General features: G+C 67.2%; 18 protein-coding genes and 2 pseudogenes. 9 read left to right on the top strand and 11 right to left on the bottom strand.

Features of this window, described 5'->3' with window-relative positions; translation table 11 throughout:
- The first annotated feature begins 25 nt into the window (after window positions 1–25).
- From argJ to ACYQ1H_RS06660, 5 genes are all read left to right on the top strand, one after another.
- The gene (argJ, locus tag ACYQ1H_RS06680; RefSeq protein WP_460027266.1) at window positions 26–1240 is read left to right on the top strand and encodes a bifunctional glutamate N-acetyltransferase/amino-acid acetyltransferase ArgJ; all 1215 of its coding nucleotides are present in this window, start codon (window positions 26–28) and stop codon (window positions 1238–1240) included.
- An 85-nt stretch (window positions 1241–1325) separates the two neighbouring features.
- The gene (locus tag ACYQ1H_RS06675; RefSeq protein ID WP_460027262.1) at window positions 1326–2279 is read left to right on the top strand and encodes a Nudix family hydrolase; all 954 of its coding nucleotides are present in this window, start codon (window positions 1326–1328) and stop codon (window positions 2277–2279) included.
- Between the two features lie 172 nt (window positions 2280–2451).
- Window positions 2452–3861 (top strand): glutamate--ammonia ligase, encoded by a 1410-nt coding sequence (glnA, locus tag ACYQ1H_RS06670; protein ID WP_460027261.1) that lies wholly within the window; start codon window positions 2452–2454, stop codon window positions 3859–3861.
- A 466-nt stretch (window positions 3862–4327) separates the two neighbouring features.
- The gene (locus tag ACYQ1H_RS06665; protein ID WP_460027260.1) at window positions 4328–4762 is read left to right on the top strand and encodes an Hsp20/alpha crystallin family protein; all 435 of its coding nucleotides are present in this window, start codon (window positions 4328–4330) and stop codon (window positions 4760–4762) included.
- A gap of 258 nt (window positions 4763–5020) precedes the next feature.
- Window positions 5021–6610: an OpgD/OpgG family glucan biosynthesis protein gene (locus ACYQ1H_RS06660; RefSeq protein ID WP_460027259.1), complete on the top strand. Its 1590-nt coding sequence runs from the start codon at window positions 5021–5023 to the stop codon at window positions 6608–6610.
- 70 nt (window positions 6611–6680) lie between these two features.
- Here the strand turns inward: ACYQ1H_RS06660 and ACYQ1H_RS06655 are convergent, their stop codons facing one another.
- The 10 genes from ACYQ1H_RS06655 to ACYQ1H_RS06610 all read right to left on the bottom strand — a co-directional run bounded on the left by ACYQ1H_RS06655 (window position 6681) and on the right by ACYQ1H_RS06610 (window position 18962).
- Window positions 6681–8033 (bottom strand): GH1 family beta-glucosidase, encoded by a 1353-nt coding sequence (locus ACYQ1H_RS06655; protein ID WP_460027258.1) that lies wholly within the window; start codon window positions 8031–8033, stop codon window positions 6681–6683.
- Between the two features lie 141 nt (window positions 8034–8174).
- Window positions 8175–8840, bottom strand: a complete 666-nt coding sequence (locus ACYQ1H_RS06650) for a hypothetical protein (RefSeq protein WP_460027257.1) — start codon at window positions 8838–8840, stop codon at window positions 8175–8177.
- A 332-nt stretch (window positions 8841–9172) separates the two neighbouring features.
- The gene (locus ACYQ1H_RS06645) at window positions 9173–10264 is read right to left on the bottom strand and encodes a hypothetical protein (RefSeq protein WP_460027256.1); all 1092 of its coding nucleotides are present in this window, start codon (window positions 10262–10264) and stop codon (window positions 9173–9175) included.
- The gene (locus tag ACYQ1H_RS06640) at window positions 10233–11633 is read right to left on the bottom strand and encodes an MBOAT family O-acyltransferase (RefSeq protein ID WP_460027255.1); all 1401 of its coding nucleotides are present in this window, start codon (window positions 11631–11633) and stop codon (window positions 10233–10235) included. Before ACYQ1H_RS06640 ends, ACYQ1H_RS06645 begins: the two co-directional genes overlap by 32 nt.
- Before the next feature lie 86 nt (window positions 11634–11719).
- Complete coding sequence (locus ACYQ1H_RS06635) at window positions 11720–13030, bottom strand: TIGR03862 family flavoprotein (protein WP_460027254.1); 1311 nt, start codon at window positions 13028–13030, stop codon at window positions 11720–11722.
- Complete coding sequence (locus tag ACYQ1H_RS06630; protein ID WP_460027253.1) at window positions 13030–14148, bottom strand: glycosyltransferase; 1119 nt, start codon at window positions 14146–14148, stop codon at window positions 13030–13032. The genes ACYQ1H_RS06635 and ACYQ1H_RS06630 overlap by 1 nt, the downstream gene beginning before the upstream one ends.
- 16 nt (window positions 14149–14164) lie before the next feature.
- Window positions 14165–15991, bottom strand: coding sequence for an asparagine synthase (glutamine-hydrolyzing) (asnB, locus tag ACYQ1H_RS06625; protein ID WP_460027252.1), 1827 nt, complete (start codon window positions 15989–15991; stop codon window positions 14165–14167).
- 140 nt (window positions 15992–16131) lie between these two features.
- Complete coding sequence (locus ACYQ1H_RS06620) at window positions 16132–16962, bottom strand: class I SAM-dependent methyltransferase (RefSeq protein WP_460027251.1); 831 nt, start codon at window positions 16960–16962, stop codon at window positions 16132–16134.
- 12 nt (window positions 16963–16974) lie between these two features.
- The gene (gene tsaE, locus ACYQ1H_RS06615; protein ID WP_460027250.1) at window positions 16975–17445 is read right to left on the bottom strand and encodes a tRNA (adenosine(37)-N6)-threonylcarbamoyltransferase complex ATPase subunit type 1 TsaE; all 471 of its coding nucleotides are present in this window, start codon (window positions 17443–17445) and stop codon (window positions 16975–16977) included.
- 20 nt (window positions 17446–17465) lie between these two features.
- The gene (locus ACYQ1H_RS06610; RefSeq protein ID WP_460027249.1) at window positions 17466–18962 is read right to left on the bottom strand and encodes an NAD(P)H-hydrate dehydratase; all 1497 of its coding nucleotides are present in this window, start codon (window positions 18960–18962) and stop codon (window positions 17466–17468) included.
- Window positions 18963–19082: 120 nt separating this feature from the next.
- Here ACYQ1H_RS06610 and queG point away from each other — a divergent pair, with 120 nt between their 5' ends.
- On the top strand, window positions 19083–20162 hold the full coding sequence (queG, locus tag ACYQ1H_RS06605) for a tRNA epoxyqueuosine(34) reductase QueG (RefSeq protein WP_460027265.1): 1080 nt from the start codon (window positions 19083–19085) through the stop codon (window positions 20160–20162).
- Window positions 20163–20301: 139 nt separating this feature from the next.
- Complete coding sequence (locus tag ACYQ1H_RS06600; protein ID WP_460027248.1) at window positions 20302–22209, top strand: multicopper oxidase family protein; 1908 nt, start codon at window positions 20302–20304, stop codon at window positions 22207–22209.
- 120 nt (window positions 22210–22329) lie between these two features.
- On the opposite strand, the gene ACYQ1H_RS06595 is transcribed toward ACYQ1H_RS06600, so the two are convergent.
- Window positions 22330–23079, bottom strand: a complete 750-nt coding sequence (locus ACYQ1H_RS06595; RefSeq protein ID WP_460027247.1) for a TIGR01458 family HAD-type hydrolase — start codon at window positions 23077–23079, stop codon at window positions 22330–22332.
- A 360-nt stretch (window positions 23080–23439) separates the two neighbouring features.
- On the opposite strand from ACYQ1H_RS06595, the pseudogene ACYQ1H_RS06590 reads away from it, so the two are divergent.
- Window positions 23440–23556, top strand: a pseudogene (locus tag ACYQ1H_RS06590) (helix-turn-helix domain-containing protein); the annotation flags it as partial.
- Between the two features lie 23 nt (window positions 23557–23579).
- A pseudogene (locus ACYQ1H_RS06585) lies at window positions 23580–24014 on the top strand (IS30 family transposase); the annotation flags it as partial.
- Between the last annotated feature and the right edge of the window lie 110 nt (window positions 24015–24124).

Here is a 24124-nt window from a genome sequence, read left to right as displayed (position 1 = left end):
AAGCTGGACTGAGGAGACGCCAGGGATGACCGCCCTCCTGCCCGGCATGTGCCAGCCCTTTCCTGTTCCCGGCATCCGTCTGGGCGTCGCCCAGGCGGGCATCAAGCGTCAGGGACGCGACGATCTCCTGGTCATCGAGACGCAGGCGGGTGCCAGCTGCGCGGCCTTGTTCACGCGCAACGCCTTCTGTGCGGCGCCGGTGATCGTGGCGCGCGAACATCTCGCGTCCGCGCCGCGCTGGCTGGTGGTCAATTCCGGCAACGCCAATGCCGGTACCGGCGAACGCGGGCTGGCCGATGCCCGGCAGACCTGCGAATGCCTGGCCGGCCTTGCCGGTGGCGATGCGCGGCAGGTATTGCCGTTCTCGACCGGTGTGATCGGCGAGTATCTGCCGCTGGACAGGCTCGAGCGGGCCCTCCCGGAGGCCCTGGCCTCCCTCGACGAGGAAGGCTGGGAGCGTGCCGCGCGCGCCATCATGACCACCGATACCCGGGTCAAGATGGCCAGCCGCCGGATACCGGTCGCGGGCGACACGCTCACGGTCACCGGTATTGCCAAGGGCGCGGGGATGATCCATCCCGACATGGCCACCATGCTGGCCTTCCTCGGAAGTGACGCGCGGATCGACGCCGCCGACCTGCAATCCCTGCTAGCGCGTTGCGTCGACAGAACCTTCAATTGCATCACCGTGGATGGCGACACCTCCACCAACGATGCCTGCGTGCTGCTGGCCTCCGGCATGTCACCGGCTCCGCGGCTGGTGCCGGGCACGGCGGAGTTCGCGGGTTTCGAGCAGGCCGTGTTCGAGGTTTGCGCCGAACTGGCGGAGGCCATCGTCCGCGACGGCGAGGGTGCCACCAAGCTCATCCGCATCCGCGTCGAGCAGGCGGCGGATGGTGGGGAAGCGCGGACCGTGGCCAAGACCATCGCTCATTCACCGCTGGTGAAAACCGCCTTCTTCGCCAGCGACCCCAACTGGGGCCGCATCCTGGCGGCGATCGGCCGGGCGGGTTGCCAGCATCTGGACATCAACCGGGTATCGATCTGGCTCGGCAGCGTGCAGATCGTCGACCAGGGCAGTCGCGCTGCCGGGTACACCGAGGCGTCCGGCGCCGCGGTCATGGCGCAGGACGATATCCTCGTCCGGGTCGTGCTGGGGCGTGGCAGCGCCACCGAGACCGTGCTTACCTGCGATTTCTCCTACGACTACGTGCGCATCAACGCGGAATACCGGACCTGAGGCCGGCGCCATCCCCGAGCATGCCCCGGATGAATCGCCTGATGCCGGCATGGCCACGGACACGGACCCTGAACCTGACCCTCTGATGGCCGGCCAAGAGGCCGTCCTGGAGGTCGCCGCCGGCGTCATCCAGGATACGGCGAGTCGGGTGCTCATTGCCCGCCGGGCCGATCATCGTCACCAGGGCGGGATGTGGGAGTTTCCCGGCGGCAAGCTGGATTGTGGCGAGAGTCCCCGCGTGGCGCTAGCCCGCGAACTGGGCGAAGAGCTGGGCATCGCGGTGGTTGCGGCGGACCCCCTGATCACGCTGCGCCACGATTACCCCGACCGGCGTGTCCGTCTGCATGTCTGGCGGGTTACCGCATTCTCGGGCATGCCGAGGGGGCTGGAAGGCCAGCCGATACGCTGGGTGAAGCCAGATGAGTTGCCGGCCTACCGGTTTCCGGCTGCCAACCGTCCCATCGTCACCGCCGCCCGCCTGCCGGATCGCTATGCCATCCTCGCGCCAGTGAAGCCCGATCCCGGCTGGCTGGAGAGGCAGCTGGCCAGTCTGTGTCTGCGCGGTATCCGATTGGTGCGTCTGCGCGCTGCCCATCTATCCTTGGCGGAGTATCTGGCGCTGGGTCGCCATGTGGCGGAATATTGCGCAAAGGCCGGTATTGCCTTGCTGGTGGAGGCGCGGGCCGCGGCCCTGCTGGAAGCCGGCGCCGGCGGCATCCACCTGCGCACCGATGAGTTGATGGCGCTGGTCTCCCGGCCCGATGTCTCGCGTTCCGGCTGGCTGGGTGTTTCCTGCCATGATGCGGCACAGTTGGCCCAGGCCCACCGGGTGGCGGCGGATTTTGCGGTGCTCGGCCCGGTGGGTAACACCGCCACCCACCCGCAGGCGACCCCGTTGGGGTGGTCGGCCTTCAGCCAGCTGGTGGACGCCGCCTGTCTGCCTGTTTACGCTCTGGGAGGGCTGAGGGAGAGCGATATGGCCCTGGCAAAGGCCTCGGGGGCGCAAGGCCTGGCGGCGATACGCGCTTTCTTGGCCTGATTGCACCGAAATGATTCATTCGTGGTCAAATATGGTGCGGTCTGGCCCGGTACTCGAGTCGTTGCCCGCATGGTGTCAAACCCTCGGCATTGGTCTGACTTTTGCTTTTCCATCGAAACGATTTGCTGCTTTCAACCCACCCGTTCTGACAACCTGCGAGGAGTGATTAAGAATGTCCCCGAAAGACGTGCTCAATATGATCAAGGAAAACGAAGTCCGCTATGTGGACCTGCGTTTTTGCGATACCCGCGGCAAGGAGCAGCATGTCACCATTCCGGCGAGCACCGTGGATGAAGACATGTTCGAGGAAGGCAAGATGTTTGATGGCTCCTCCATTGCCGGCTGGAAGCACATCAACGAATCCGACATGATCCTGATGCCGGATGCCACCACTGCCGTCATGGATCCGTTCTTCGATGACGCCACGCTGGTCCTGCGCTGCGACATCATCGAGCCGGCCGACATGCAGGGCTACGAGCGTGATCCGCGCTCCATCGCCAAGCGTGCCGAGGCCTACATGAAATCCACCGGTATCGCCGATACCGCGCTGTTCGGGCCGGAAAATGAATACTTCGTGTTCGACGACGTGCGCTGGGGCGCCTCCATGCAGGGTTCCTTCTACAAGGTGGACTCCGAAGAGGCCGGCTGGAACTCCGAAAAGGTCTACGAGGATGGCAACATCGGCCATCGTCCGGGCACCAAGGGTGGCTACTTCCCGGTCCCGCCGGTCGATTCCATGCAGGATCTGCGCTCCGCCATGTGCAACACGCTGGAGCAGATGGGATTGGTCGTCGAGGTGCATCACCACGAGGTGGCCACTGCCGGCCAGTGCGAAATCGGCGTCAAGTTCGGCACCCTGGTCAGGAAGGCCGACGAAGTGCTGATCCTCAAATATGTCATCCAGAATGTCGCCCATGCCTTCGGCAAGACCGCGACCTTCATGCCCAAGCCCCTGGTCGGTGACAACGGCAGCGGCATGCATGTGCACCAGTCGCTGGCGAAGGACGGCAAGAACCTGTTCACCGGCGACCTGTATGGCGGGCTCTCCGAGACCGCGCTGTACTACATCGGCGGCATCATCAAGCACGCCAAGGCCCTGAATGCCTTCTGCAATGCGTCGACCAACAGCTACAAGCGTCTGGTGCCGGGCTTCGAGGCGCCGGTCATGCTGGCCTATTCGGCCCGCAACCGCTCGGCTTCCATCCGCGTGCCCTATGTCATGAACCCGAAGGCGCGCCGCATCGAGGTGCGTTTCCCGGACTCCACCGCGAATCCCTACCTGGCCTTCGCCGCCATGCTGATGGCAGGCTTGGACGGCATCCAGAACAAGATCCATCCGGGTGACGCCATGGACAAGGATCTCTATGACCTGCCGCCGGAAGAGGAAAAGGCCATCCCCCAGGTCTGCCATTCCTTCGACATGGCGCTGGAAGCCCTCGACAAGGATCGCGAGTTCCTGACCCGTGGTGGCGTTTTCACTAACGACATGATCGACGCCTACATCAGCCTGAAGATGGAAGACGTGACCCGTCTGCGCATGAGCACCCATCCGGTCGAGTACGACATGTACTACAGCCTCTGATGCCATAGGCATCGCAAAAAGCCCTGAAAGCCCCGCCAGCCGGGGCTTTCGGCTATCTGGTGTGGTGCCATGTGCGGCTGTGCATGGATGATTTCCAAAGCGAAAAGTCATCATGGCCCGAACTCGTGCGGGTACCGGTACAGGCCGGCAGGCGTGGTCGCGCAACAGCCGGATCCTGTGACGCCCGTCCTGCTTCGGGTGGCGGTTCCGGAGGCATCCCCTGCTGGGATCGCCAGCCAGCGCTATTGCCGGCCCAGAACTGCCTGCACCAAAGCGGTGCGGAACGGCTCACGACAGATCTTCGCTGAGCCTGTCTCCAGGCACCCGCTGCGGTAAGTGTTCCCCGCGAGGTGGGTGATGCCGGAACGACCCTGGGGGGGTTCCGGCGATCATCTTTTAGACCGATCTTGAAAGGTTCCACGGCGGCGCCATATTCGATCCCGAACGATAACCTGAGGAGAGAAACATGCCCCGTTACGAACCCTGGAGTCTTTTGAACCAGCTTCAACGCGAACTGGAAAGGACCTACGAAACCAAGAACAGCGGCACCGAGACGGCCGCAACGGCCGAATGGACGCCGGCGGTGGATATCAAGGAGGAAGCCGATCGCTATGTCCTCTGGGCTGACCTGCCCGGTGTCAATCCGGATGCCATCGACATCATGATGGAGAACGGCATCCTGACGCTCAAGGGCGAGCGTGCCACCGAGGCGACCGAGCGCCGCGACGGGCTGAAGCGTGCCGAGCGCGTCTACGGCAGTTTCTACCGCCGTTTCTCGCTCCCGGACACCGCCGATGCCGAGGGCATCACGGCCCGCTGCAACGGCGGCGTGCTGGAGATCACCATTCCCAAGAAGGCTGCGGTACAGCCGAAAAAGATTCAGGTCCTGGCCGAAGGTTGATCTTCCGCCTGCGCCGATCATCCCCCGTGCTTGAGGGCGCCCTGGCGCCCTCTTTTTTGGCCGGTATCGTGCGGTGGCGACGGACCTGATGATGCTCACATTACATTCCGGGCGCTTCCGTCTAGAATTCGCCTCTCCCCGCGAGGGGGCGTTCATCCACAACCGGTAGCGAAAGTCGCCTCGGTCGCCAGACGGCGTGCGGGGGCAAGAATACGAACTTCGATATCCGCATCAACAACGACGATGGAACGGATCTTTATGACGCATGTTTTGATCAGCCGCGCGAGCACATTCAATAAATGGCTGCCAGGGATTCTGGGCCTATGTTTCCTGCACCTGGGACAGGCCGCGCAGGCCGGGCCGCATCTCAATGTTGGACCCCCGCAGGGGTTTTCCTACGAGGCCCTGGTGGATCGCGCCGCGGCCATGGCCAAGGGGACCTACGAGGCTCCGCCGCGGCCGATGCCGTCGGTGGTCGAGAAAATCGATTACGAGACCTGGGGCAATATCCGCTACCGGCCGGAATCGGCCCTGTTCGCCAATGGCCCGGGGATATTCCCGGCCACCTTCTTCCATGTCGGCCAGTTCTTCCAGAAATCGGTCAAGATGCATGTGGTCGAGAACGGGCAGGCGCGCGAGATTCTCTACAGCAGCGATTACTTTTCGATGCCCAAGAACAGTATCGCCCGCAAGCTGCCGGCCGATACCGGCTTTGCCGGCTTTCGCCTGCAGGAATCGCGCAATCGCGAGGACTGGCGTACCCAGGACTGGGTGGCCTTCCTCGGCGCGTCCTATTTCCGCGCCATCGGGGCCCTGAACCAGTATGGCCTGTCGGCGCGCGGCGTCACCATCGATTCCGCCGAACCGACCCCCGAGGAGTTCCCCGATTTCACCGAGTTCTACATTGAAGGCGCCAAATCGGAAGCGGAGCCGGAAATTGTCTATGCCCTGCTGAACGGCCCCAGCGTCACCGGCGCCTATCGCTTCTTCATCCGTCGCACCGAGGGTGTCATCATGGACATCGACGCCGCCCTGTTCCTGCGCAAGGACGTGGCCCGGCTGGGCCTGGCGCCGCTGACCTCGATGTACTGGTTCAGCGAGACCGAGAAGCGCCGGCTCGAGGACTGGCGACCGGAGGTCCACGATTCCGACGGGCTCGCCATCTGGACCGGCGCCGGCGAGCGCCTCTGGCGGCCGCTGGTCAATCAGCCGTATGCCGTGACCTCCAGCTTTGTCGATCAGAGCCCCAAGGGATTCGGCCTGTTGCAGCGTGACCGCGTGTTCGAGGACTACCTGGACGGCGTCAACTACGAGCGCCGCCCGAGTCTCTGGGTCGAGCCGCTGGGCGACTGGGGGCAGGGTGCGGTACAGCTGGTGGAGCTGCCCACCGACGACGAAATCCATGACAACATCGTCGCCTACTGGCGATCGGCGGAACCGGCCAGGGCCGGTTCCAGCTTCCGGTTGCGCTACCGGCTACACTGGCTGGGTGACGAACCCTACCCGGCCAAGGTGGCCAAGTGCGTCGCCACCCGCATCGGCCGTGGCGGTCAGCCGGGCAAGCCGCGGCCCAAGGGGGTCTACAAATTCAGTGTGGAATTTGCCGGTGAGGCGCTGGACGTGCTGTGGGGCGATACCGTCAAGGCCGAACCGGTCATCACCACCTCCCAGGGCGAGATCAGCGGCGCCTTCCTGGAGCCCATTCCCGGCACCCGCCGCTGGCGGGTCATCTTTGACCTGACGCCGAAAACCGGGGACCCGGCGGAGCTGCGTCTCTACATCCGCGGCAACGGCGACGCCATGACGGAAACCTGGCTGTACCAGTTCCGCCCCGGCAACGGTCGCTGAACCCCTTCCGCAAACTGCCGGCCGGGCATGCCCTGGGGCGCTCGGCCGGCACTCCGTCCGCCCGTGACGTTCAGCGCCACAGTTCCGCGCCGTGGCTCTCGACGACGCGCCGATAGAAGTGGGCACTGTCCTTCAGCGTGCGCGCCTGGGTCGCGTAATCCACGTGGATGAGCCCGAAACGCTTGTCATAGCCGAAGGCCCACTCGAAGTTGTCCAGCAGCGACCAGGCGAAATAGCCTCTCAGGTCGACGCCCTCGGCGATGGCGGCATGGGCGGCCAGTAGATGCCGGCGCAGGTAATCCACCCGCAGGGGATCGGCCAATCGTCCGCCCGTGGGCGGTTCGTCGTCGAAGGCTGCGCCGTTCTCGGTGATGTAGAGCGGTAGGTCGCCATAGCGGCGCTTGACCCACAGCAGACAGCTTTTCAGCCCCTCGGCGAATACCTCCCAGCCCAGCGCCGTGTGCGGAGCCTGGGCCTGGAGCACCCGTTCCGCCCCGAAGGGCGCGAGACCGGGCGCATCTCGCACCACCGAGCGGCTGTAATAGTTGATGCCCAGGAAATCGATGGGCTCGCGGATCAGCCGGAAATCGGCTGCCGGAAACGCCTCGCCCGTCCAGCCATCGATCTCGCCCAGCTCGTCCGGATAGCGGCCCAGGAACACCGGGTCGAGATACAGGCGATTCATCCAGGCATGCAGGCGGCGCATCGCCGCCAGGTCCTCGGGGCGCTCCGAGGCGGCATACTTGGGCTCCAGGTTGACCACCAGCCCGATGCGGCCCTCGCCGCCGTCGGCCCGGAAGGCCTGCACGGCCAGCCCGTGTCCCCGCAGCAGGTTGTGGGCCGCCTGCCGCGCCAGGGACATCGACCGTCGCCCCGGGGGGTGCGTGCCCGCCACATAGCCCTCCTGCACGATGACCCAGGGTTCGTTGAGCGTCACCCAGTGCCGCACCCGCCCGTTGAACGCCCGGAACAGCTGGTGTGCGTAGTCACCGAACCAGCCCGCCATGTCCCGGTGTGCCCAGCCGCCGCGATCGTCCAGCGCGGCCGGCAGATCCCAGTGATGTAGGGTAACGAACGGCTCGATGCCGGCATCCGCCAGGCAGTCCAGCAGGCGGCGGTAGAAGTCCAGCCCTTTGGTATTCAGTCGGCCATGTCCGTCCGGGAAGATGCGGCTCCAGGCAATGCTGAAGCGGTAGGCGCCAAGGCCCATGTCCCGCAGCAGCGCCACATCGTCCGCATAGCGCCGGTAATGATCGCAGGCACGATCACCGGTCGCGTCCCGCTCGGTCCGGCCCGGTGTATGGCTGAAGCGATGCCAGTTGCTCGGGCCCGCGCCATCCGCCAGCGGCGAGCCCTCGATCTGATAGGCAGAGGTGGCGGCGCCCCAGACAAAGCCGGTCGGAAATTGGTGGGGCGAGGTCACGGTGCCGGGGCGGGGAGAAGGGCCCCAGGCTGTGCCGGGGCATCGCTGCCGGCAACCGGCCGTCGCCCTTGGTGGCCCGGGGAGGGCGAGGGCGCTCTCCCGCTCATGTCCGATTCGTCCGGGGAGCGCGGGCGCGTGCCATTATTTCCTGATGACAATATTGTTGAAGCGTGTCCTGAAGCGCGCGCCTTTTTCCTTTTCGCCGTCGGCGCCCAGCTCGAAGCAGGCGCGACCGACCTTGACGCCCGTGATCCGGGTCGCATCCGTGAACGCTGCGCCGTCGAGGCTTTCGCGGCCGTTCAGGGTTCTTCGGACGCCCCGTATCAGGAACCGGGCATCGTCCGTCCCTCCCGGGGCCCGGCTGATCACCAGGGAAAGCCCCCGGGTCCGGTAGACATCCTCGCTGCCCGCCAGCGACAATCCGGCCGGCGCGGGATCCCTGCCCAGCGCATTGTGCAGCTTGGTGAACGCAAAGTTGCCGTCGTCCTCGCGGCCAACCAGTAACTCATGCTTGATATATCGGCCACTTTCGAGCCACATTTCGATGGCAAGGTTGCAGCCCAGGCCGTTCTCGATGATTTCAGCCGACTGGATGGCAAAGCCGGTGGAGATTTCCAGCGGTTTTTTCCTGGTCAGTTCCAGCAGTGTCTTGCCGGACAGTTTGGGCAGTTCGTAGGCGATGCCGCTCAGGCTGTTCTCCATTTCGAAGGCCGTTGTGACCCTCTCCCGGTATTGGCTGGCCGCCATGGCGCTGGCTGTCGGCACAATCAGCATGAGCGCGGTCAGGGTTCGAAGGCTGTTGTTCATGATGGCGTCATTTCGGGTTGGCGGCGGTGATGCCTTTGGCGGGTGGATATAGCCACGGGCAGAAAAGCGGGCAGGTAGTTTAACGTGTCGCCAATTCGGTTTTCCAGCTGGCGGTTTTTGCCGGGAAACTAATAATTCATGTTATTTGTGCGGCTATTCTGGTGTGTATGTCGTATCGGGCCGATGGGAATCTCGGGTTTCCGCATGACCCGTACCATTGCCCGAAACCCTGTCGGGACGGTATCCCGGCCGTCCCGTGGCGCAAGGATGCCTCTCCCGGTCCTGGCCTCGGCAGCATGACCGCCCATCGGGCTGGATGGCGGGCCGAAATGTCATTGCCGTGCGTTGCCGGCCGGCGATTGCCCCAGCCGCCTGAAGGCATCGCTGGCGACCGTTGGGGTCTCGACGGCCTGTTTCAGCAGTTCGGTGACGCGGCTGGCCACGGCGGTGGTGTAATGGTAGCCGTCGATGTAGTGGTCGTCGTCCCGGGTGAGCGGCGAGGGAATGAGGAAGTCCACCACGGTTAGCCGCGGCAGCCGTTCGGTCATGGCCGCCGCGCGGGCTTTGCAGCCGTCCCACAGGGCCGCCTGCTCGGTGCCGGGCCGTGGCTGGTAGTCGGCATGGATCGGCGGAAACAGGATGATCTTGAGACTCCCGGCCGGCAGTGCCGAGAGGCTCGTCTCCAGCTGCTCCAGCGCCGGATAGCGGGTGGCGGCGAGCGGCGTCGCGTAATCGCGGTTGAGGGTTTCCCGATGGCTCTCGCGCAGGCGCTTGCGGATGGCGGCCGGGTCGTTCTGCCGGTGCAGGGTGCGGGTAATGTCCTCGTAGCCGTCCAGCCAGCGCGCGTATGGGCGGTGCAGCCCCAGCATGGCGCGTGCCTGATCGTAGGCCGCCTTCAGGCTGGTCTTGTTGAACGGCGGCAGGTCGTTCCAGGGATTGGTGTCGTAGAGCCAGTCCGGATAGCTGCGCGCCAGGATGTCGTTGCCGTGCTCCGGCATCGGCTTGCCATGGCACCAGAGAAAGTCCAGATCGACGATGACCGTCGCCAGCGCCGGGTGGTAATGGTGAAAGAGCGCCAGGATGCGCAGCTGTTCGTGCGCCGTCGACAGCGGCATGGCCAGGTTGACGAAATGCCCGCCGAAGGCCGCGTTCAGCTCCGGAGGCTTGAGCAGCATCGCCGTCGAGGTGCCGATGACCAGGCTGTCGAACTCCGGCCGCCTGAGCAGCCGCGCATTCCAGTGCCGATGGTCGCCGCGCGCCGGGTAGCGGTCCCAGGCGGGCGAAAAGTGCACCGAGTCGTAGGGGTCGACGATCAGGATCAGCAGGTAGAGGAGGCCCGCCGCCGCCGCCGCGCTGGCGAGCATCAGGCCCACATAGCGGCGCCAGTCCGGTTCAGAACTGGAAGTAGATGAATTCCTGCTCAACGTCGCTCCCGATCAGGAAGAGGCACACGAAAAGGACGATGCCCGCCAGCACGGCCAGGGCGCGGCGCGGCGCCAGCCGCTCCAGGGCAACCGACTGGCTGGGTGGCCCCAGGGTCGAGGCCAGGCCCGCCGCCGCCAGCAGCAGCAGATTGGCGGCGTTGACGGACTCGACCGGCAGGCCGCCGCCATGCATCGCCCGGTAGAACGCCAGCGCGGCGGTGAAGGATTCGCTGCGGAACAGCGGGGCGCCCTCGAACCAGAACCACAGCGTCAGCATCCAGCCCAGGAACCAGGGCAGCCGGGCGGGATAGCGCTTGTCGACCAGGGTATACCCGGCCAGAGCGATGCCCTGCAGCAGGCCCCAGGCAGCGAAGTTCCAGGAAGCCCCATGCCAGAGGCCGGCCAGCAGCATAGTGATGATCATGCCGGTGACGCGCGGGTAGGGCAGCCAGCGGCTGGTGGCCATGGGCACGAACAGGTAGTCGCGCAGGAAGCGCGACAGGGTCATGTGCCAGCGTTGCCAGAGCTCGCGGACGGAGCGGCTGCGGTAGGGATTGTCGAAGTTGACCGGCAGCCGGAATCCGAACAGCCAGGACACGCCCAGCGCCATGTCGGTGTAGGCCGAGAAATCGAAGAAGATCTGCCAGGCAAACCCGATGGCGCCGGTCCAGGCATCCAGGGCATTCAGCGGTCCGTGGCCGGCGGCGGTGAAGATCGGGCCGATCATGCGCGCCAGACTGTCGGCCAACACCACCTTCTTGACCAGACCGATGCAGAACAGCGTCAGGCCGCGGCCGAAACGTTCCCACAGGCCCTCGCGCCAGGGATTCTGAGACAGCTGCGGGATCAGTTCGTGATGGCGGATGATGGGGCCGGCAATCTCGTGCGGGAAAAAGGTCACATAGGCGGCGTAGCGCTCGAAGCCGTAGCGGTGTCCCTTCTTCTTCCACGTATCGACCAGGAAGGAGATCTGCTGGAAGGTGAAGAAGGAGATCGCCAGCGGCAGCGTGATCCTGGCCAGCCGGAAGCCGGTGCCGGCCAGGCTGTCGAGCGTATCGGCGAACAGGTTGGCGTACTTGAAATAACCCAGCAGGCCCAGGTTGAAGACGATGCCGAGGATCAGCACCGCCCGCTGCGGCCGTGCCTCGCGGAAGCCCCGGTTCATCCAGGCGGCCAGTCCGAAATTGGTCAGGATCGATCCGCCCAGCAGCGGCAGGTAGTTCGGGTTCCACCAGCCGTAGAAGAACAGCGAGGCCAGGGTCAGCCAGTTGATGGCCGCCCGCGACCAGCCTTGGTGCCAGAGCCACAGGAACAGCCCGAGCACGACCGGCAGGAAGAACAGGACAAATTCGAGGGAGTTGAAGAGCATGCGTGCGGCGGGCAGCGAGGGACCGGGGCGGCAGCGCCTGATCGGCCGGTCCCCGCGGGGGAAGCATTATCGTCGAATGGGCGGCATCAGGGAAATGGCGGTGTCGCCGGCACGCCCGCAGGGTGCTCCCGCGCCGGCGATCGCAGCCAGCGCGCGGCACCCTGTCCGGCGGCGAGACCGGTCGCCAGGCAGGCGGTCAGCAGATAGCCTCCGGTCGGTGCCTCCCAGTCCAGCATTTCGCCCGCGCAGAAGACGCCCGGCAGGTGCCGGATCATCAGTTGCTCGTCCAGCGCCGCGAACGCCACGCCGCCGGCGCTGCTGATGGCTTCCTCCAGTGGCCGCGTCGCGTCGAGGCGCAGCGGCAGCGCCCGGATGGCTGCGCCGAGCCGGTCCGGGTCCAGGAATGCCGCCTTGTCCAGCCGCTCGCGCAACAGGCCCAGCTTCACCGGCGACAGTCCGGCCACGCGCTGGAGATGCTGGCTGAGGGAGCGCGCCCCCCGCGGCCGGTTCAGCGCCGCGCGGAGCCTGTCGGGGTCCAGGTCGGGCGCCAGATCCAGGTACAGGCTGGCCTTTCCCTCCTGCTCGACGAGATCCCGCAGCGGTGCCGCCAGGGCATAGATCAGGCTGCCCTCGACGCCACGGCGGGTGATGACGAACTCGCCGCGGCGGGACAGGGATTCGCCGCCGGGTGTCGTCAGCGTGGCGGCAACCGGCTTGACCGGGGTGCCGGCGAAACGGGCGGCGAAGTCCGGCCGCCAGCCGATGTCGAAACCGCAGTTGGCGGGCCGCAGTGGTCGCACCGCGACATCCCGCGCCCGCAGCCAGGCCTGCCAGGCGCCGTCCGAGCCCAGCCGTGACCAGCTGCCGCCGCCCAGCGCCAGCACGCAGGCGGCGCTGCGCACCCGCAGGATGCCGTCCGGTGTCGCGAACCGCAGGTGGCCATCGGCTTCCCAGCCTTGCCAGCGATGCCGCACATGGATGCGCACACCCAGCTCGCGCAGGCGTCGCAGCCAGGCTCGCAGCAGCGGCGCGGCCTTCTTCTGCCGCGGGAAGACCCGGCCCGAGCTGCCGACGAAGGTCTCGACACCCAGTGTCGCAGCGAAGTCGCGCACCGCCTGGTTGTCGAAATGGTGCAGGAATGGTGCGAGCGCGGCCTGGCGTTCCCCGTAGCGGGTCAGGAAGGCCTCCCGGGCTTCGGCATGAGTCAGGTTGAGGCCGCTTTTCCCGGCCAGCAGGAACTTCCGCCCCACCGAGGGCATGGTGTCGTAAAGCTCGACGGCGCAGCCCTGGGTGGCCGCGGCCTCCGCCGCCATCAGGCCGGCGGGACCGCCGCCGATGATGCTGATGCCGTTGTCCACCGTGACCGGGACTGCCGGCGGCAAATCCGTCGTCAGCATCAAACCGCCACGCCCAGGCTTGCCAGATATCGGCGTGCGCTGCGCTCGCAGGTATATTCGGCCACCGCCGCGCGCAGCGCCTCCGGTGGCAGGGGATTCGCGAGGGTCCGCGCCATCGCCACGGCCAGCCCCGCCACGTCGCCGACCGCCACCAGGGGGCCGAAGCGGCCATCCGCGAGGATCTGCCGGGGACCGCTGGGGCAGTCGGTCGCCACCGACGGGATGCCCAGGGCCAGGGCTTCGGTCAGGGCGTTCGGTGAGCCCTCCCACAGCGAGGACAGCACGAACAGGCTGGCCCGCGAGAGCAGTGCGTAGGGGTTGTGCCGGAAGCCGACCAGGTCAACCTCGGTCCCGACACCCAGCGTGGCGGCCAGCGCCTCCAGCCGGGCGCGGTCGCCGCCCTCGCCGATCAGGATCAGCCGGCATGGGCGTTCCGCACGCAGCCGGGCGAAGGCGCGGATGAGATCGGGGAAGCCCTTCTGGCGGGTCAGTCGGCCCATGCCCATGATCACCGGCACGCTCGCATCCGTCAGCCAGGGGTGCGCGGCGGGTTCGGCTGCCCGGACGGCCAGCTCGGGCGTGATCACGGGATTGTCGATCACCGTCACCCGGCTGGCCGGCAGCCCGGTGATGGCGACGATATCGTCGCGAACCCCCTCCGAGACCGCGACGATGGCGTCCAGCCGCGGATGGAACAGGCGCATGCCGGCGAACCAGGCGGCGCGGCGCAGTCGGCTCTTGCCGGCCAGGGCGGCGGAAACGGTCGTGCCCAGCCGCCCCGCCAGGCGCACCCGCACGCCGCTCAGCCAGCGGGCCAGAATGGCGATGCGGATGGCGCGCTCCTTGGCAGCCAGCAGGGCATCCGGGCGCGCCGCGCGCAGGTAGCGGATCAGGCCCGGCAGGGCCTGCCAGGTGTGCCGCACATTCAGGCGCACCACGTTGACGTGCTCGGGAATGCTGCCCAGGTGTTCGCCCTCGGCGCGGGCAAGGACCAGGTCCACGCGGACGCCGGCAGCCAGCATGCCGCGGGCGAGGTTGCCGAGCATGTGTTCCACGCCGCCCTGGCCGGAGAAGGAGGCGAAGATGGCGACACGGGGGGTGGGGGTGACGGCGGTCATGGGTATCCGGATGGGGTCAGCGGCTCTCTTCGAGCAGATCGAGCGGGTGGGTGCGGGCATCCGGCCGGCGGGCAAAGCCCTCCTCCAGGAAATGCCGCCAGAGGGCGAACTGGACGATGGCCCAGAGCAGGGTCGGACCCTGGCGGGTGTCGTGGCAGTGGCCGATCAACGTTCGCACGCCCTCGGGCCTGAACCACGGATCGAGCAGGCGGTGCTCCGGCAGCAGCGCCTGCAGCCGCGCGAGGAAGCCCGCGTCCAGCCATTCGCCCATGGGGACATGGAAGCCGCGTTTGCGCCCGCGCAGATGGTCCTCGGGCAGGTCGCGGGCGGCCCAGCGCCTCAGGAAGTGCTTGCCGTCCCGGCCGCTGATCTTCAGCCGGTCCGGCAGGCTCAGACCGAACTCGACCAGGCGATGGTCGAGGAACGGCACGCGTCCCTCCACGCCCCAGGCCATCAGCATGCGGTCGGCCTTGACCAGCAGGTTGTCCGGCAGGGCCTGGGCGAGGTCGATGGCCTGCATGCGCTGCAGGTCGCTCCAGTCGGGGGGCGTCCCGCGCCAGGCGTCGACGACCGGCTGGCGCGCGGCGGCCAGCTGTTCCAGCAGCGGCGGCCGGAACAGCCGCCCCGGCCAGGGGTCGCGGAAGCTGCCGCGCGTGCGGAAGCCGCCGGATCCCGGTGCCAGCCAGCCCTTCAGCAGGCGCTCCCAGCGCGAGCCCCGGTAGCGCCCGTAGCCGGCGAAGACCTCGTCGCCGCCCTCGCCGGAGAACACCACCTTCAGTTCCTCGCCGGCCGCCTGCGCCAGCAGCGAGGTCGGCAGGTTGGCGTTGTCGCGCATCAGCTCGTCGGCGGCCCAGACCGTCAGCGGCAGGGTCTCGAAGATCGCCCGCGAGTCCGGGCGGATTTCCCGGTGGCGACTGCCGAAGCGGCGCGACATGGCCAGCGCGGCCGGCAGCTCGTCCGCCAGCGCGGTGCCCGGGAAGCCCACCGAGTAGGTGCGGATCGGCTCGGCCCGGTAGCGGCTCAGCTGGGCCAGCAGGACGGCGGAATCGACGCCGCCGGAGAGGAACAGGCCGAACGGCACGTCCGCCCGCATGTGCTGGACGATGACCGTCTCCATCAGCCGGTCGAAGTCGCGCGCGGCGTCCTCGTAGCCGATCTCGCGCGGGCGGACGGCAAGCGGGCTCCAGTAGCGCTGCCGCCTGGCGATGCGGCCGGCCTCCACCCAGACCGCCTCGCCCGGGCGCACCCGTTCGATGCCTTGCAGCAGGGTGCCGGTGCCGGTGGCGAACTGGTTCTGCAGATACTCGGCCAGTCCTCGCGCCGCGATCGCCGGTGGGGCCTCCAGCAATGGCAGCAGGCCCTTGATCTCCGAGGCGAAGCTGATGCCATCCGGCCGCTCGGCCAGGAACAGCGGCTTGATGCCGAGCCGGTCGCGGGCCAGGATCAGCCGGTCGTGGCCGGCATCGTGCAGGGCGAAGGCAAACATGCCCTGCAGCCGGTCGAGGAAGCCGTCGCCGAACTGGCGGTAGGCATGCAAGATGACCTCGGAGTCCGAGTGTGTCCGGAACCGGTGGCCCAGGCCTTCCAGTTCCGCCCGCAGCTCGAGGAAGTTGTAGATCTCGCCGTTGGCGATCAGCGTCAGCGCGCCGTCCGCGGCCTGCAGGGGCTGGTGGCCGCCGCCGAGATCGATGATCGACAGGCGCGTATGGCCGAGCCCCACGCTGCCGGCGAGGTGAAGGCCCTGATCGTCCGGGCCGCGGTGCGCCAGCCGGCTGACGGCCGTTGCCAGCCGCTCGCGGTCGACCGGTCCGGTCTGGCGAAATTGTCCGACGATGCCGCACATGGGATTACAAGGGTGGGGTCAGGCCAGCTGGGGGAGGGATTGCCGGCATATCCGTCGTCGACATTGTATGCCGCCGCCGGGCCGGGCGCGCCGGCATGGCGGCGTTTCCCGCGCGGCCTCCGGCGGGCGGGCGAGGTCGGTCAGCACGGGCCCGGCGCCGCGTTCTGTGCGATCACGTAGAGGTAGCGCACCAGCGTTTCCCGCTCCGCGTGATCCCGGAACCAGCCATTCTCGGCCAGGCGGGCCTCGCACAGGAAGCCGTTGCTCTCGGCCTCGAAGTCGGCTTGCAGCCTCAGGGAATGGTCATGATTCCTGATCCAGTGCCGGCGGACGTTGGCCGTGAAGTCATGCCGGACACAGTCGAAACCGAGCGTGCGCAGCACCTGGCTCAGGCGGGTATGGGCCGGTTCGAGGACATGCTCCGGATCGCCGTCCTCGCGGACCTGGAACGCCGCAATGATCAGGCGACCGCCGGGTTTCAGTCTGGCGTTGAGCTTGCACAGCGTGGCGCCGTAGTCGCCCATGAAATACAGGGAGTCGATGGCGAGAATGGTGTCGTAGTCTGTCCCGGGCAGCTCGTCACGGGTCAGGTCCACGCAGCGGAAATCCAGCACCGCGCGGCGGTCGGCGGTGCGGCGCAGCGCCTGCTCGACCGCCACATCGGCATAGTCGACGCCCAGCAGGCGGCAGCCCGACTGCTGCTGGAGGTATTCGCTGATGTGCCCGTTCGAGCAGCCGACCTCCAGCACCCGCTCGCCGGGCTTGAGCAGCCCGGCCACGAAGGCCATTTCGTCGACGTCCATCATGCCGTGCTGGCACAGGTCGCGGCCGTAGACCGCCTCGCAGAACCGGGCATGGGCGGGGCTGTCCGCCGCTCGCCGGAAGTACTCGTTGTACCAGGCCCTGGAGAACATCTCCGCCTGACCCTGGCCGGCGGTGTGGTTCATCAGTTCGTTCATTGTCGGTTCCATCGGTCCTGCTCCTCAGCTGGCGGGAAAAATCGGCGCGGTCTGCGGCCCGGCCAGGCTGGCGCCGGAACCCCTCAGCACGGCGCGCCGGCCCGGTGGCGCATAGTGCAGCTCGATGTCCAGATCCGGTGGCGGCAGGATGCCGGCGCCGCGCTCGGGCCATTCGACGAAAACGATGGCGTCCGGCCGCAGGTAGTCGCGGATGCCCAGCCACTCCAGCTCTTCCGGGTCGCCGAGACGGTAGAGGTCGAAGTGATAGAGTGTCAGGGTCGGCAGCACGTATTCCTCGACCAGGGTGAAGGTGGGACTCTTGACCGTGCCCGCGTAACCAGCCGCCCGCAGGAAGCCGCGCACGAAGGTGGTCTTGCCGGCGCCGAGGTCGCCGTGCAGGAAGACCAGCGCACCGGGCGGCAGTCGGGCGTGGACCTCGGCCGCCAGTTGCAGGGTCGCGGGCTCGTCGGGCAGTTCGCGGGTCAGGCCGGGCATCGCATCACCGGACCGGGCGGCTAGCCATTGGCGAGTGTCCGCAGGGGCGCCATGAGATCGCCCGCCAGCAGGCCGCGTTCGCCATCGACGGCGGCCAGGTCACCCGCCCGGGCATGCAGGTCGACGCCGCAGCGGGCGGCCGCAGGCAGTGCCAGTCCCTGCGCGGCCAGGCCGGCGATCACGCCGGTGAGCACATCGCCCATGCCGCCGCTGGCCATGCCGGGATTGCCGGCGGTGCAGATCGCCGGGCATCCGTCCTCGGCCAGGATCAGCGAGCCCGCGCCCTTGAGCACAATGCTGCCACCGTAGCGCGCGTGCAGCTCGGCGACCGCCGCGAAGCGATCCTGCTGGATGGCGCGGCTGTCGCGGCCGAGCAGGCGGCCGGCCTCGCCAGGGTGCGGGGTGAGCACCCAGCTGTCGCGGCGCACGGGATGTTCGGCCAGGAGATTGAGCGCATCGGCGTCGACGATCAGCGGTCGCTCGGTGGCCAGCACGCGGTCCAGCAGCGAGCGGGCCCAGGGGCCGCGTCCCAGCCCCGGTCCGATGGCGATGACCGTGGCCTGCTCCAGCAGCGGCTCCAGGTCGGTGGCGCTCTCCACGGCGTGGGCCATCAGTTCGGGGCGGGTGAGGTGGATCAGGCCGGCATGGGCCGCGCGGGTGGCCACGCTCACCAGTCCGGCGCCCACCCGCGCCGCGGCCTCCGCGGCCAGGCGCGCGGCACCGCTGTAGCCGTGTTCGCCACCCACCACCAGCACATGGCCGTACCGGCCCTTGTGGGCGGTCCGGGTACGGCGGGGCAGGCGGCAGGCGGCAGGATCGAGCCGCCGGGCCGAGGGTGTGGCCGCCTGGCGGGCCCGGGGGTCGATGCCGAGATCGTCGAACAGCACCCTGCCCGAGTGTTCCGGCCCCTCGCCGGTGAACAGGCCGCGCTTGAGGGCGACGAAGCTGACCGTAAGGTCGGCCTTGACGGCGACGCCAAGGCAGGCGCCGGTATCGGCATGCAGGCCGGAGGCAATGTCCAGCGCGACCACGGCGCGCCGGTCCAGGCCGCGCTCGCGGTAGCGGTTGACGGCGCGGACGATGTCGGCGGACGGGCCGCGGATCTCGCGATCCAGGCCGGTGCCGAACAGGGCGTCGGCCAGGATCTCGGTCGCCTCGAAATCCTCCGGGATGAAGTCGAGGGTGGCGCCGCCCGCGGCGAGAAAGCGCGCCTGCGCCTGCCGCGCGTCGCCCTCGAGCGCGGCGGGCGGACTCGCCGGATAGACCCGGACATCCCAGCCGGCCTGATGCGCCAGCCGGGCGAGGATGTAGCCATCGCCACCGTTGTTGCCGCCGCCGCAGACCGCCGACAGGGTGCGGGCGGTGGGCCAGTGCTGGCGGATGGCGGCGAAGGCAGCGCTGCCGGCGCGCTCCATCAGCTCGATGCCGGGCGTGCCATAGGCCTGGATTGCCGCCCGGTCGATGGCCCGCACGGCGGCGGCGGCATAGAGATCCGTGGGCAGTCTGTCGGTGGGCATGCGGGTCGGGGGCATCGGTGCGACGAGGGGATGACGGGGCAGCGGCGATACCCGGTATGATGCCGCGCATTGTCGCCGGATGGCGCATTTTCCCGGAAACCCCGCGTGATCTCCAGTGCGATGGACCCCTCGGTCATTTCCCCCGACGAGCTGAAGACCCGGATCCGCGCCTGGGGGCAGGCGCTGGGCTTCCAGCAGGTGGGTATCGCCGACATCGATCTCGCCGCGGCCGAGCAGCGGCTCCAGGACTGGCTGGCGCGTGGCTTTCACGGCGAGATGGACTACATGGCCAGGCACGGCACGCGGCGCAGCCGGCCGCAGGAACTGGTTCCCGGCACGCTGCGTGTCATCAGCGTGCGCATGGATTACCTGCCGGAGCCGCGCGCGAACCTGGCTGCCCGGCTGGAAGAGCCCGGCATGGCCTTCATCTCGCGCTATGCCCTCGGGCGGGATTATCACAAGCTGCTGCGCCAGCGCCTGCAGGCGCTGGCCAGCCGGATCGAGGCGCTGATCGGTCCCTATGGCTATCGCGTCTTCACCGACAGTGCTCCGGTCATGGAGAAGCCGCTGGCGGAGAAGGCCGGGCTCGGCTGGATCGGCAAGCACACCAACCTGATCAACCGGCAGGCCGGCTCGTTCTTCTTCCTCGGCGAACTCTATGTCGACCTGCCGCTGCCGGTCGACGCGCCGGTGACCCCGCACTGCGGCAGTTGCCGCGCCTGTATCGACATCTGTCCGACCCGGGCCATCGTCGCGCCGTACCAGCTGGACGCCCGGCGCTGCATTGCCTACCTCACCATCGAACTGCCGGGCGCCATTCCCGAGGTGTTCCGCAAACCGATGGGCAACCGGATCTACGGCTGCGACGACTGTCAGCTGGTCTGTCCCTGGAACCGCTACGCCCAGCTGACCCGGGAGGCGGATTTCCTGCCCCGTCACCGGCTCGACAACGCCACGCTGCTGGAGTTGTTCGCCTGGGACGAGGACACGTTCCTGCGCCGGGCCGAAGGTTCCGCCATCCGCCGCATCGGCTGGCTGCGCTGGCTGCGCAATCTTGCGGTGGCGCTGGGCAACGCACCGCCGGACGCCGCCATCGTCGAGGCGCTCCGCCAGCGGCTGGAGCATCCCGCCGAACTGGTGCGGGAGCATGTGCGCTGGGCGCTGGCGCAGCACCGGCCGTCTGGTTCCGGGATCGCTTGAGCATGGGCTGCCGGATATCCGGCGGGAGAATAATCAGCTTTCGCTAATTTGTTTTGGGGCTATAGTTAACCGCGGACTGATCCGAATCCGCCCGCTCCGGTGGAGCCCGAATAACAGCAAGATGTCACGGAGGTAGAGCATGAGCACACACTTTCAGAATTCCCGGCGTCGCTTCATGCGCCGCGCGGGATGGGGCCTGCTGGCCGCTGCCGCCACGCCCGCCTGGGTCCGGGCCATGGAGGGCGGTTCCGCGGCCAACAAGGCCAACCCGAATTTCAGGCCCGATGTGGAAATCGACCTGCTGGCGCGGGTGGAAACGCTGTCCATCCTGCCCGGCCAGACGACCCGCGTCTTCCGCTATACCGCCAAGCTGGTGAGCGGCCCCCGCGATACCCTGACCGAGCTGCCGAACAGCTATCTGGGCCCTCTCATCCGCCTGCAGAAGGGCCAGAAGGTCCGCATCAACTTCCACAACCAGCTGCCCGAGCCCAGCATCACCCACTGGCATGGCCTGCATGTGCCGTCCGACATGGACGGGCATCCCATGCATGCCATCGGCCAGGGCCAGACGCGGGTCTACGAGTTCGAGGTGCTGAACCGGGCCAGCCTGAACATCTATCACCCGCATCCCCACGAGGCGACGGCCACCCAGGTGTATTACGGCCTGGCCGGTGGCCTGATCGTCAACGATGCCGAGGAGGCCCGGCTCGGCCTGCCCGCGGGCGAGTACGAGATTCCGGTCGTGATCCAGGATCGCCGCTTCGATGCCAGCAACCAGCTGGTCTACGGCGCGACCATGCATGACCGCATGGTCGGCTATTACGGCGACCGGATTCTGGTCAACGGCCGGCCCGACCTCGGACTGGAGGTGGCCAGCCGAGCCTACCGCCTGCGGGTCATGAACGGTTCCACGGCCCGCATCTACAAGCTCGGCTGGAGCGACGGCACGCCCATCACGGTGATCGGTGTCGATGGCGGCCTGCTGGAAGTCCCCGAGCATCGGCCCTATGTGATGCTGGCTCCGGGCGAGCGTCTGGATATCTGGGCCGACTTCAGCGGGCGTCCCAAGGGCGCGGAATTCACCCTGCGCAGCCTGGCGTTCCGGGGCGTGCTGCCGAAGATGGCCGAGCGCATGATGCAGGGCGGCCAGGGGGGTGGCATGGGCCATGGCATGATGGGCGGTGGCGGCATGGGGCACGGGATGATGGCCGGCGGCCTGCCGGTCGGCAGCGATTTTCCCATCCTCAAGGTGCGCGTCACGCGCGAGATGTCGGACAGCCCCAATCTGCCGACGCATCTCTCCACGATCCGTGCCTTCCGCGTCGCCGACACGGCCAACCCCGGCAAGCCCATTCCCATCGGCATTTCCGAGGGACCGATGTCGATGCTGCTGAACGGCAGGCCCTATGCCAGCAATGATTTCCAGCCGTTCGAGCGCGTTCCGGTCAACACCCTCCAGCTGCTGGAAATTTTCCACGCGCATGGCGGTGGACACGGCGGTGGCGCTGCTGCTGGCGGCGCGGCCGGGCACGGCGCCGACGCGACTGCCGGCGTCGCTGCGCCGGAGGTCGGTCAGCCCATGGCGGGTGGTGGCATGGGCCATGGCCGGATGGGCGGCGGTGGCATGGGCATGGGCCACGGGATGATGGGGGGCGGCCCGATGGGTGGTATGGGTCACGGCATGATGGGCGGCGGCATGGGCGGCATGGCCCCTGGCGGCCAGGAAGGCGGCGGTGCCGGGATGGGTATGGGCGGCGGGATGATGGGAGGCATGGGGATGATGTTTTCCATGGCGCATCCCATCCATCTGCATGGCCAGCAATTCCAGGTGCTCAGCCGCACCATCGGCGCCGAGGAAGCCGAGGATTACGCCACCGTCAAGGATGGTCTCATGAGTTCCGGCTGGAAGGATACCGTGCTCGTCATGCCGGGCGAGAAGGTGCGCATCATCAAGCCCTTCCAGGACTTCAAGGGGCCCTTCATGTACCACTGCCACAATCTGGAGCATGAGGACATGGGCATGATGCGGGAATTCCTCATCGAGTAGGCCATTGGCGATCGCCGGACCTGGCCCGGATCGGAAAGGCGCGGGGATACCCGCGCCTTTTTCCGTTTCAGGCCCGGCTCGCTACGCGCGGCAACCGGTGGCGTGTGCCCTTGGGGTGCGTCACCCGTCCGCCAGCGTCGCGATGCCGGTGATGTCGTCCAGCAACAGTGCGTCCGGCGGCAGGCGGTCCAGATCGCGGGGCTGGAATTTGCCGGTCCGCACCAGGCCACCGCGCATGCCGATGGCCATGGCGCCGGCCACATCGGCTTCCACGTCGTCGCCGATCATCAGGCAGTCGCCGGGCGGCAGGTTGCAGACATCACACAGTTCGCGGAAGAAGTCGGCTGAAGGCTTGCCCATGATGATGGCCTGGCTATCGGCGGCCCACTCGATGGCGCGGATGAAGGCGCCGGCATCCAGCATCCACTCGCCCTGCTCGACGAAGCAGCGGTTCATGCCGATGCCGATGAGCGGCAAGCCCTGCCGGACCAGCTGGAACACCCGGTTCAGGGCGGCATAGCCGAGCGCATCGCGGGCATCGCCCAGCACCACGCAGTCTGGCGGATTGCCGGCGAGGTCGGCGAACAATGGCTGGATGGCAGGATGCACCAGGCAGTATGGCCGCAGGCCCTGGCGCAGCAGGTAGTGGCGGGTGGCCAGCGGTGCCGTGAACAGCTCCTCGTCCGCGATCGTGAAGCCCATCCGGCGTAGCCAGGCCAGCATGTCGAGATGGCTGCGGGTGGCGGTGTTGGTGACGAAGCGCAGCACATGACCGCGCCGGCGGGCGGCCTGCACCGCCGCTACCGCTCCGGGTATCGGTCCCCGGTCGTCGAACAGAACGCCGTTCAGATCCAGGAACAGTCCGCGCATGACACCTCCACTGCGATCCGTCTGCTGCCGGGGAGCTTATCCCAGGCATTGGCCACGAAAAAGGCTGCGCGAGGCAGCCTCTTTGCAGGTTCCGGGTCAGGCCCCGCCCTCTGGCAGGTTCAATTGACTGACTGGCAGATGACCTCGCTAATAAGTAGTCCGCCCTGAAAATCCCCCAAGCTGTTGATCTGATTCGCAGATCTTCGACTTGATGGGCGCAGGATTGGCGAGGTATGGTTTTGCGAATACCTGTTTTCTTGCAAATTCCTCCGACACATCCGATGCGCCCAAAGCCTTCACTGCCCCAGACCGGCGCGCTCAAAAACCAAGTGCAACACCTCGACCGTGTAGGGTATTGCGATGGGAAAACAGTACGAACCATTGAAGCCTGAAGAACGGGCGACAGTGATGCTGATGGATCGAGAGGGCTCCCGTCTCCGAGCGATGTCCAGAGCGTTGAAGAGGTCCCCGAGTACGATCAGCCGTGAAAGGATCAGGCGGTGGGTACCCTGGTGGAGCGGACCCGTCGCCTGGTCCTGCTGGTGTGGGTCGAGAATGCGTCCGCCCTGGCGGCCCTTGAAGGCTTCACCCGCGTGCTCAACGGCATCCCTGAACCGATGCGCAAGACCTTGACCTATGACCAAGGCAAGGAGATGAGTGAGCATAAGCGCTTGACGGACATGACCGGTGTTTCTGCTTTCTTTGCCGACCCGCACAGCCCCTGGCAGCGCGGCAGCAACGAGAACATCAACGGACTCTTGCGGGAGTACCTGCCCAAAGGCACGGACTTGTCCGGGTACAGTCAGGACGACCTCAACGCCATCGCCTGGAAGCTCAACAACCGACCGCGTAAGATCCATGGCTTCCGGACGCCTTTGCAGGTCTACAACGAGATGCTGCAGATGGCCCAAATGTCAGACAGCGTGTTTCATTAACCCGTGTTGCATTTGGTCCTTGAAACCGCCCCTATTAAACCCAAAAGCCTCCGGCAAACCCGGGGCGGCTCACTTGTCGATTCTGTCGTTTGACCCCGTTCTGCAAGAGC

It is taken from the genome of Methyloparacoccus murrellii (genome assembly GCF_054657115.1).
The sequence above is the reverse complement of the archived record's forward strand: the minus strand, read 5'-3'. Positions and strand labels throughout refer to the sequence as shown.

Coding starts and splice junctions, on each gene's coding strand:
- argJ (WP_460027266.1), top strand. CDS start 26: ATGACCGCCCTCCTGCCCGGCATGTGCCAGCCCTTTCCTGTTCCCGGC.
- ACYQ1H_RS06675 (WP_460027262.1), top strand. CDS start 1,326: ATGGCCGGCCAAGAGGCCGTCCTGGAGGTCGCCGCCGGCGTCATCCAG.
- glnA (WP_460027261.1), top strand. CDS start 2,452: ATGTCCCCGAAAGACGTGCTCAATATGATCAAGGAAAACGAAGTCCGC.
- ACYQ1H_RS06665 (WP_460027260.1), top strand. CDS start 4,328: ATGCCCCGTTACGAACCCTGGAGTCTTTTGAACCAGCTTCAACGCGAA.
- ACYQ1H_RS06660 (WP_460027259.1), top strand. CDS start 5,021: ATGACGCATGTTTTGATCAGCCGCGCGAGCACATTCAATAAATGGCTG.
- ACYQ1H_RS06650 (WP_460027257.1), bottom strand. CDS start 8,840: ATGAACAACAGCCTTCGAACCCTGACCGCGCTCATGCTGATTGTGCCG.
- ACYQ1H_RS06640 (WP_460027255.1), bottom strand. CDS start 11,633: ATGCTCTTCAACTCCCTCGAATTTGTCCTGTTCTTCCTGCCGGTCGTG.
- ACYQ1H_RS06635 (WP_460027254.1), bottom strand. CDS start 13,030: ATGCTGACGACGGATTTGCCGCCGGCAGTCCCGGTCACGGTGGACAAC.
- ACYQ1H_RS06630 (WP_460027253.1), bottom strand. CDS start 14,148: ATGACCGCCGTCACCCCCACCCCCCGTGTCGCCATCTTCGCCTCCTTC.
- asnB (WP_460027252.1), bottom strand. CDS start 15,991: ATGTGCGGCATCGTCGGACAATTTCGCCAGACCGGACCGGTCGACCGC.
- ACYQ1H_RS06620 (WP_460027251.1), bottom strand. CDS start 16,962: ATGGAACCGACAATGAACGAACTGATGAACCACACCGCCGGCCAGGGT.
- tsaE (WP_460027250.1), bottom strand. CDS start 17,445: ATGCCCGGCCTGACCCGCGAACTGCCCGACGAGCCCGCGACCCTGCAA.
- ACYQ1H_RS06610 (WP_460027249.1), bottom strand. CDS start 18,962: ATGCCCACCGACAGACTGCCCACGGATCTCTATGCCGCCGCCGCCGTG.
- queG (WP_460027265.1), top strand. CDS start 19,083: ATGGACCCCTCGGTCATTTCCCCCGACGAGCTGAAGACCCGGATCCGC.
- ACYQ1H_RS06600 (WP_460027248.1), top strand. CDS start 20,302: ATGAGCACACACTTTCAGAATTCCCGGCGTCGCTTCATGCGCCGCGCG.
- ACYQ1H_RS06595 (WP_460027247.1), bottom strand. CDS start 23,079: ATGCGCGGACTGTTCCTGGATCTGAACGGCGTTCTGTTCGACGACCGG.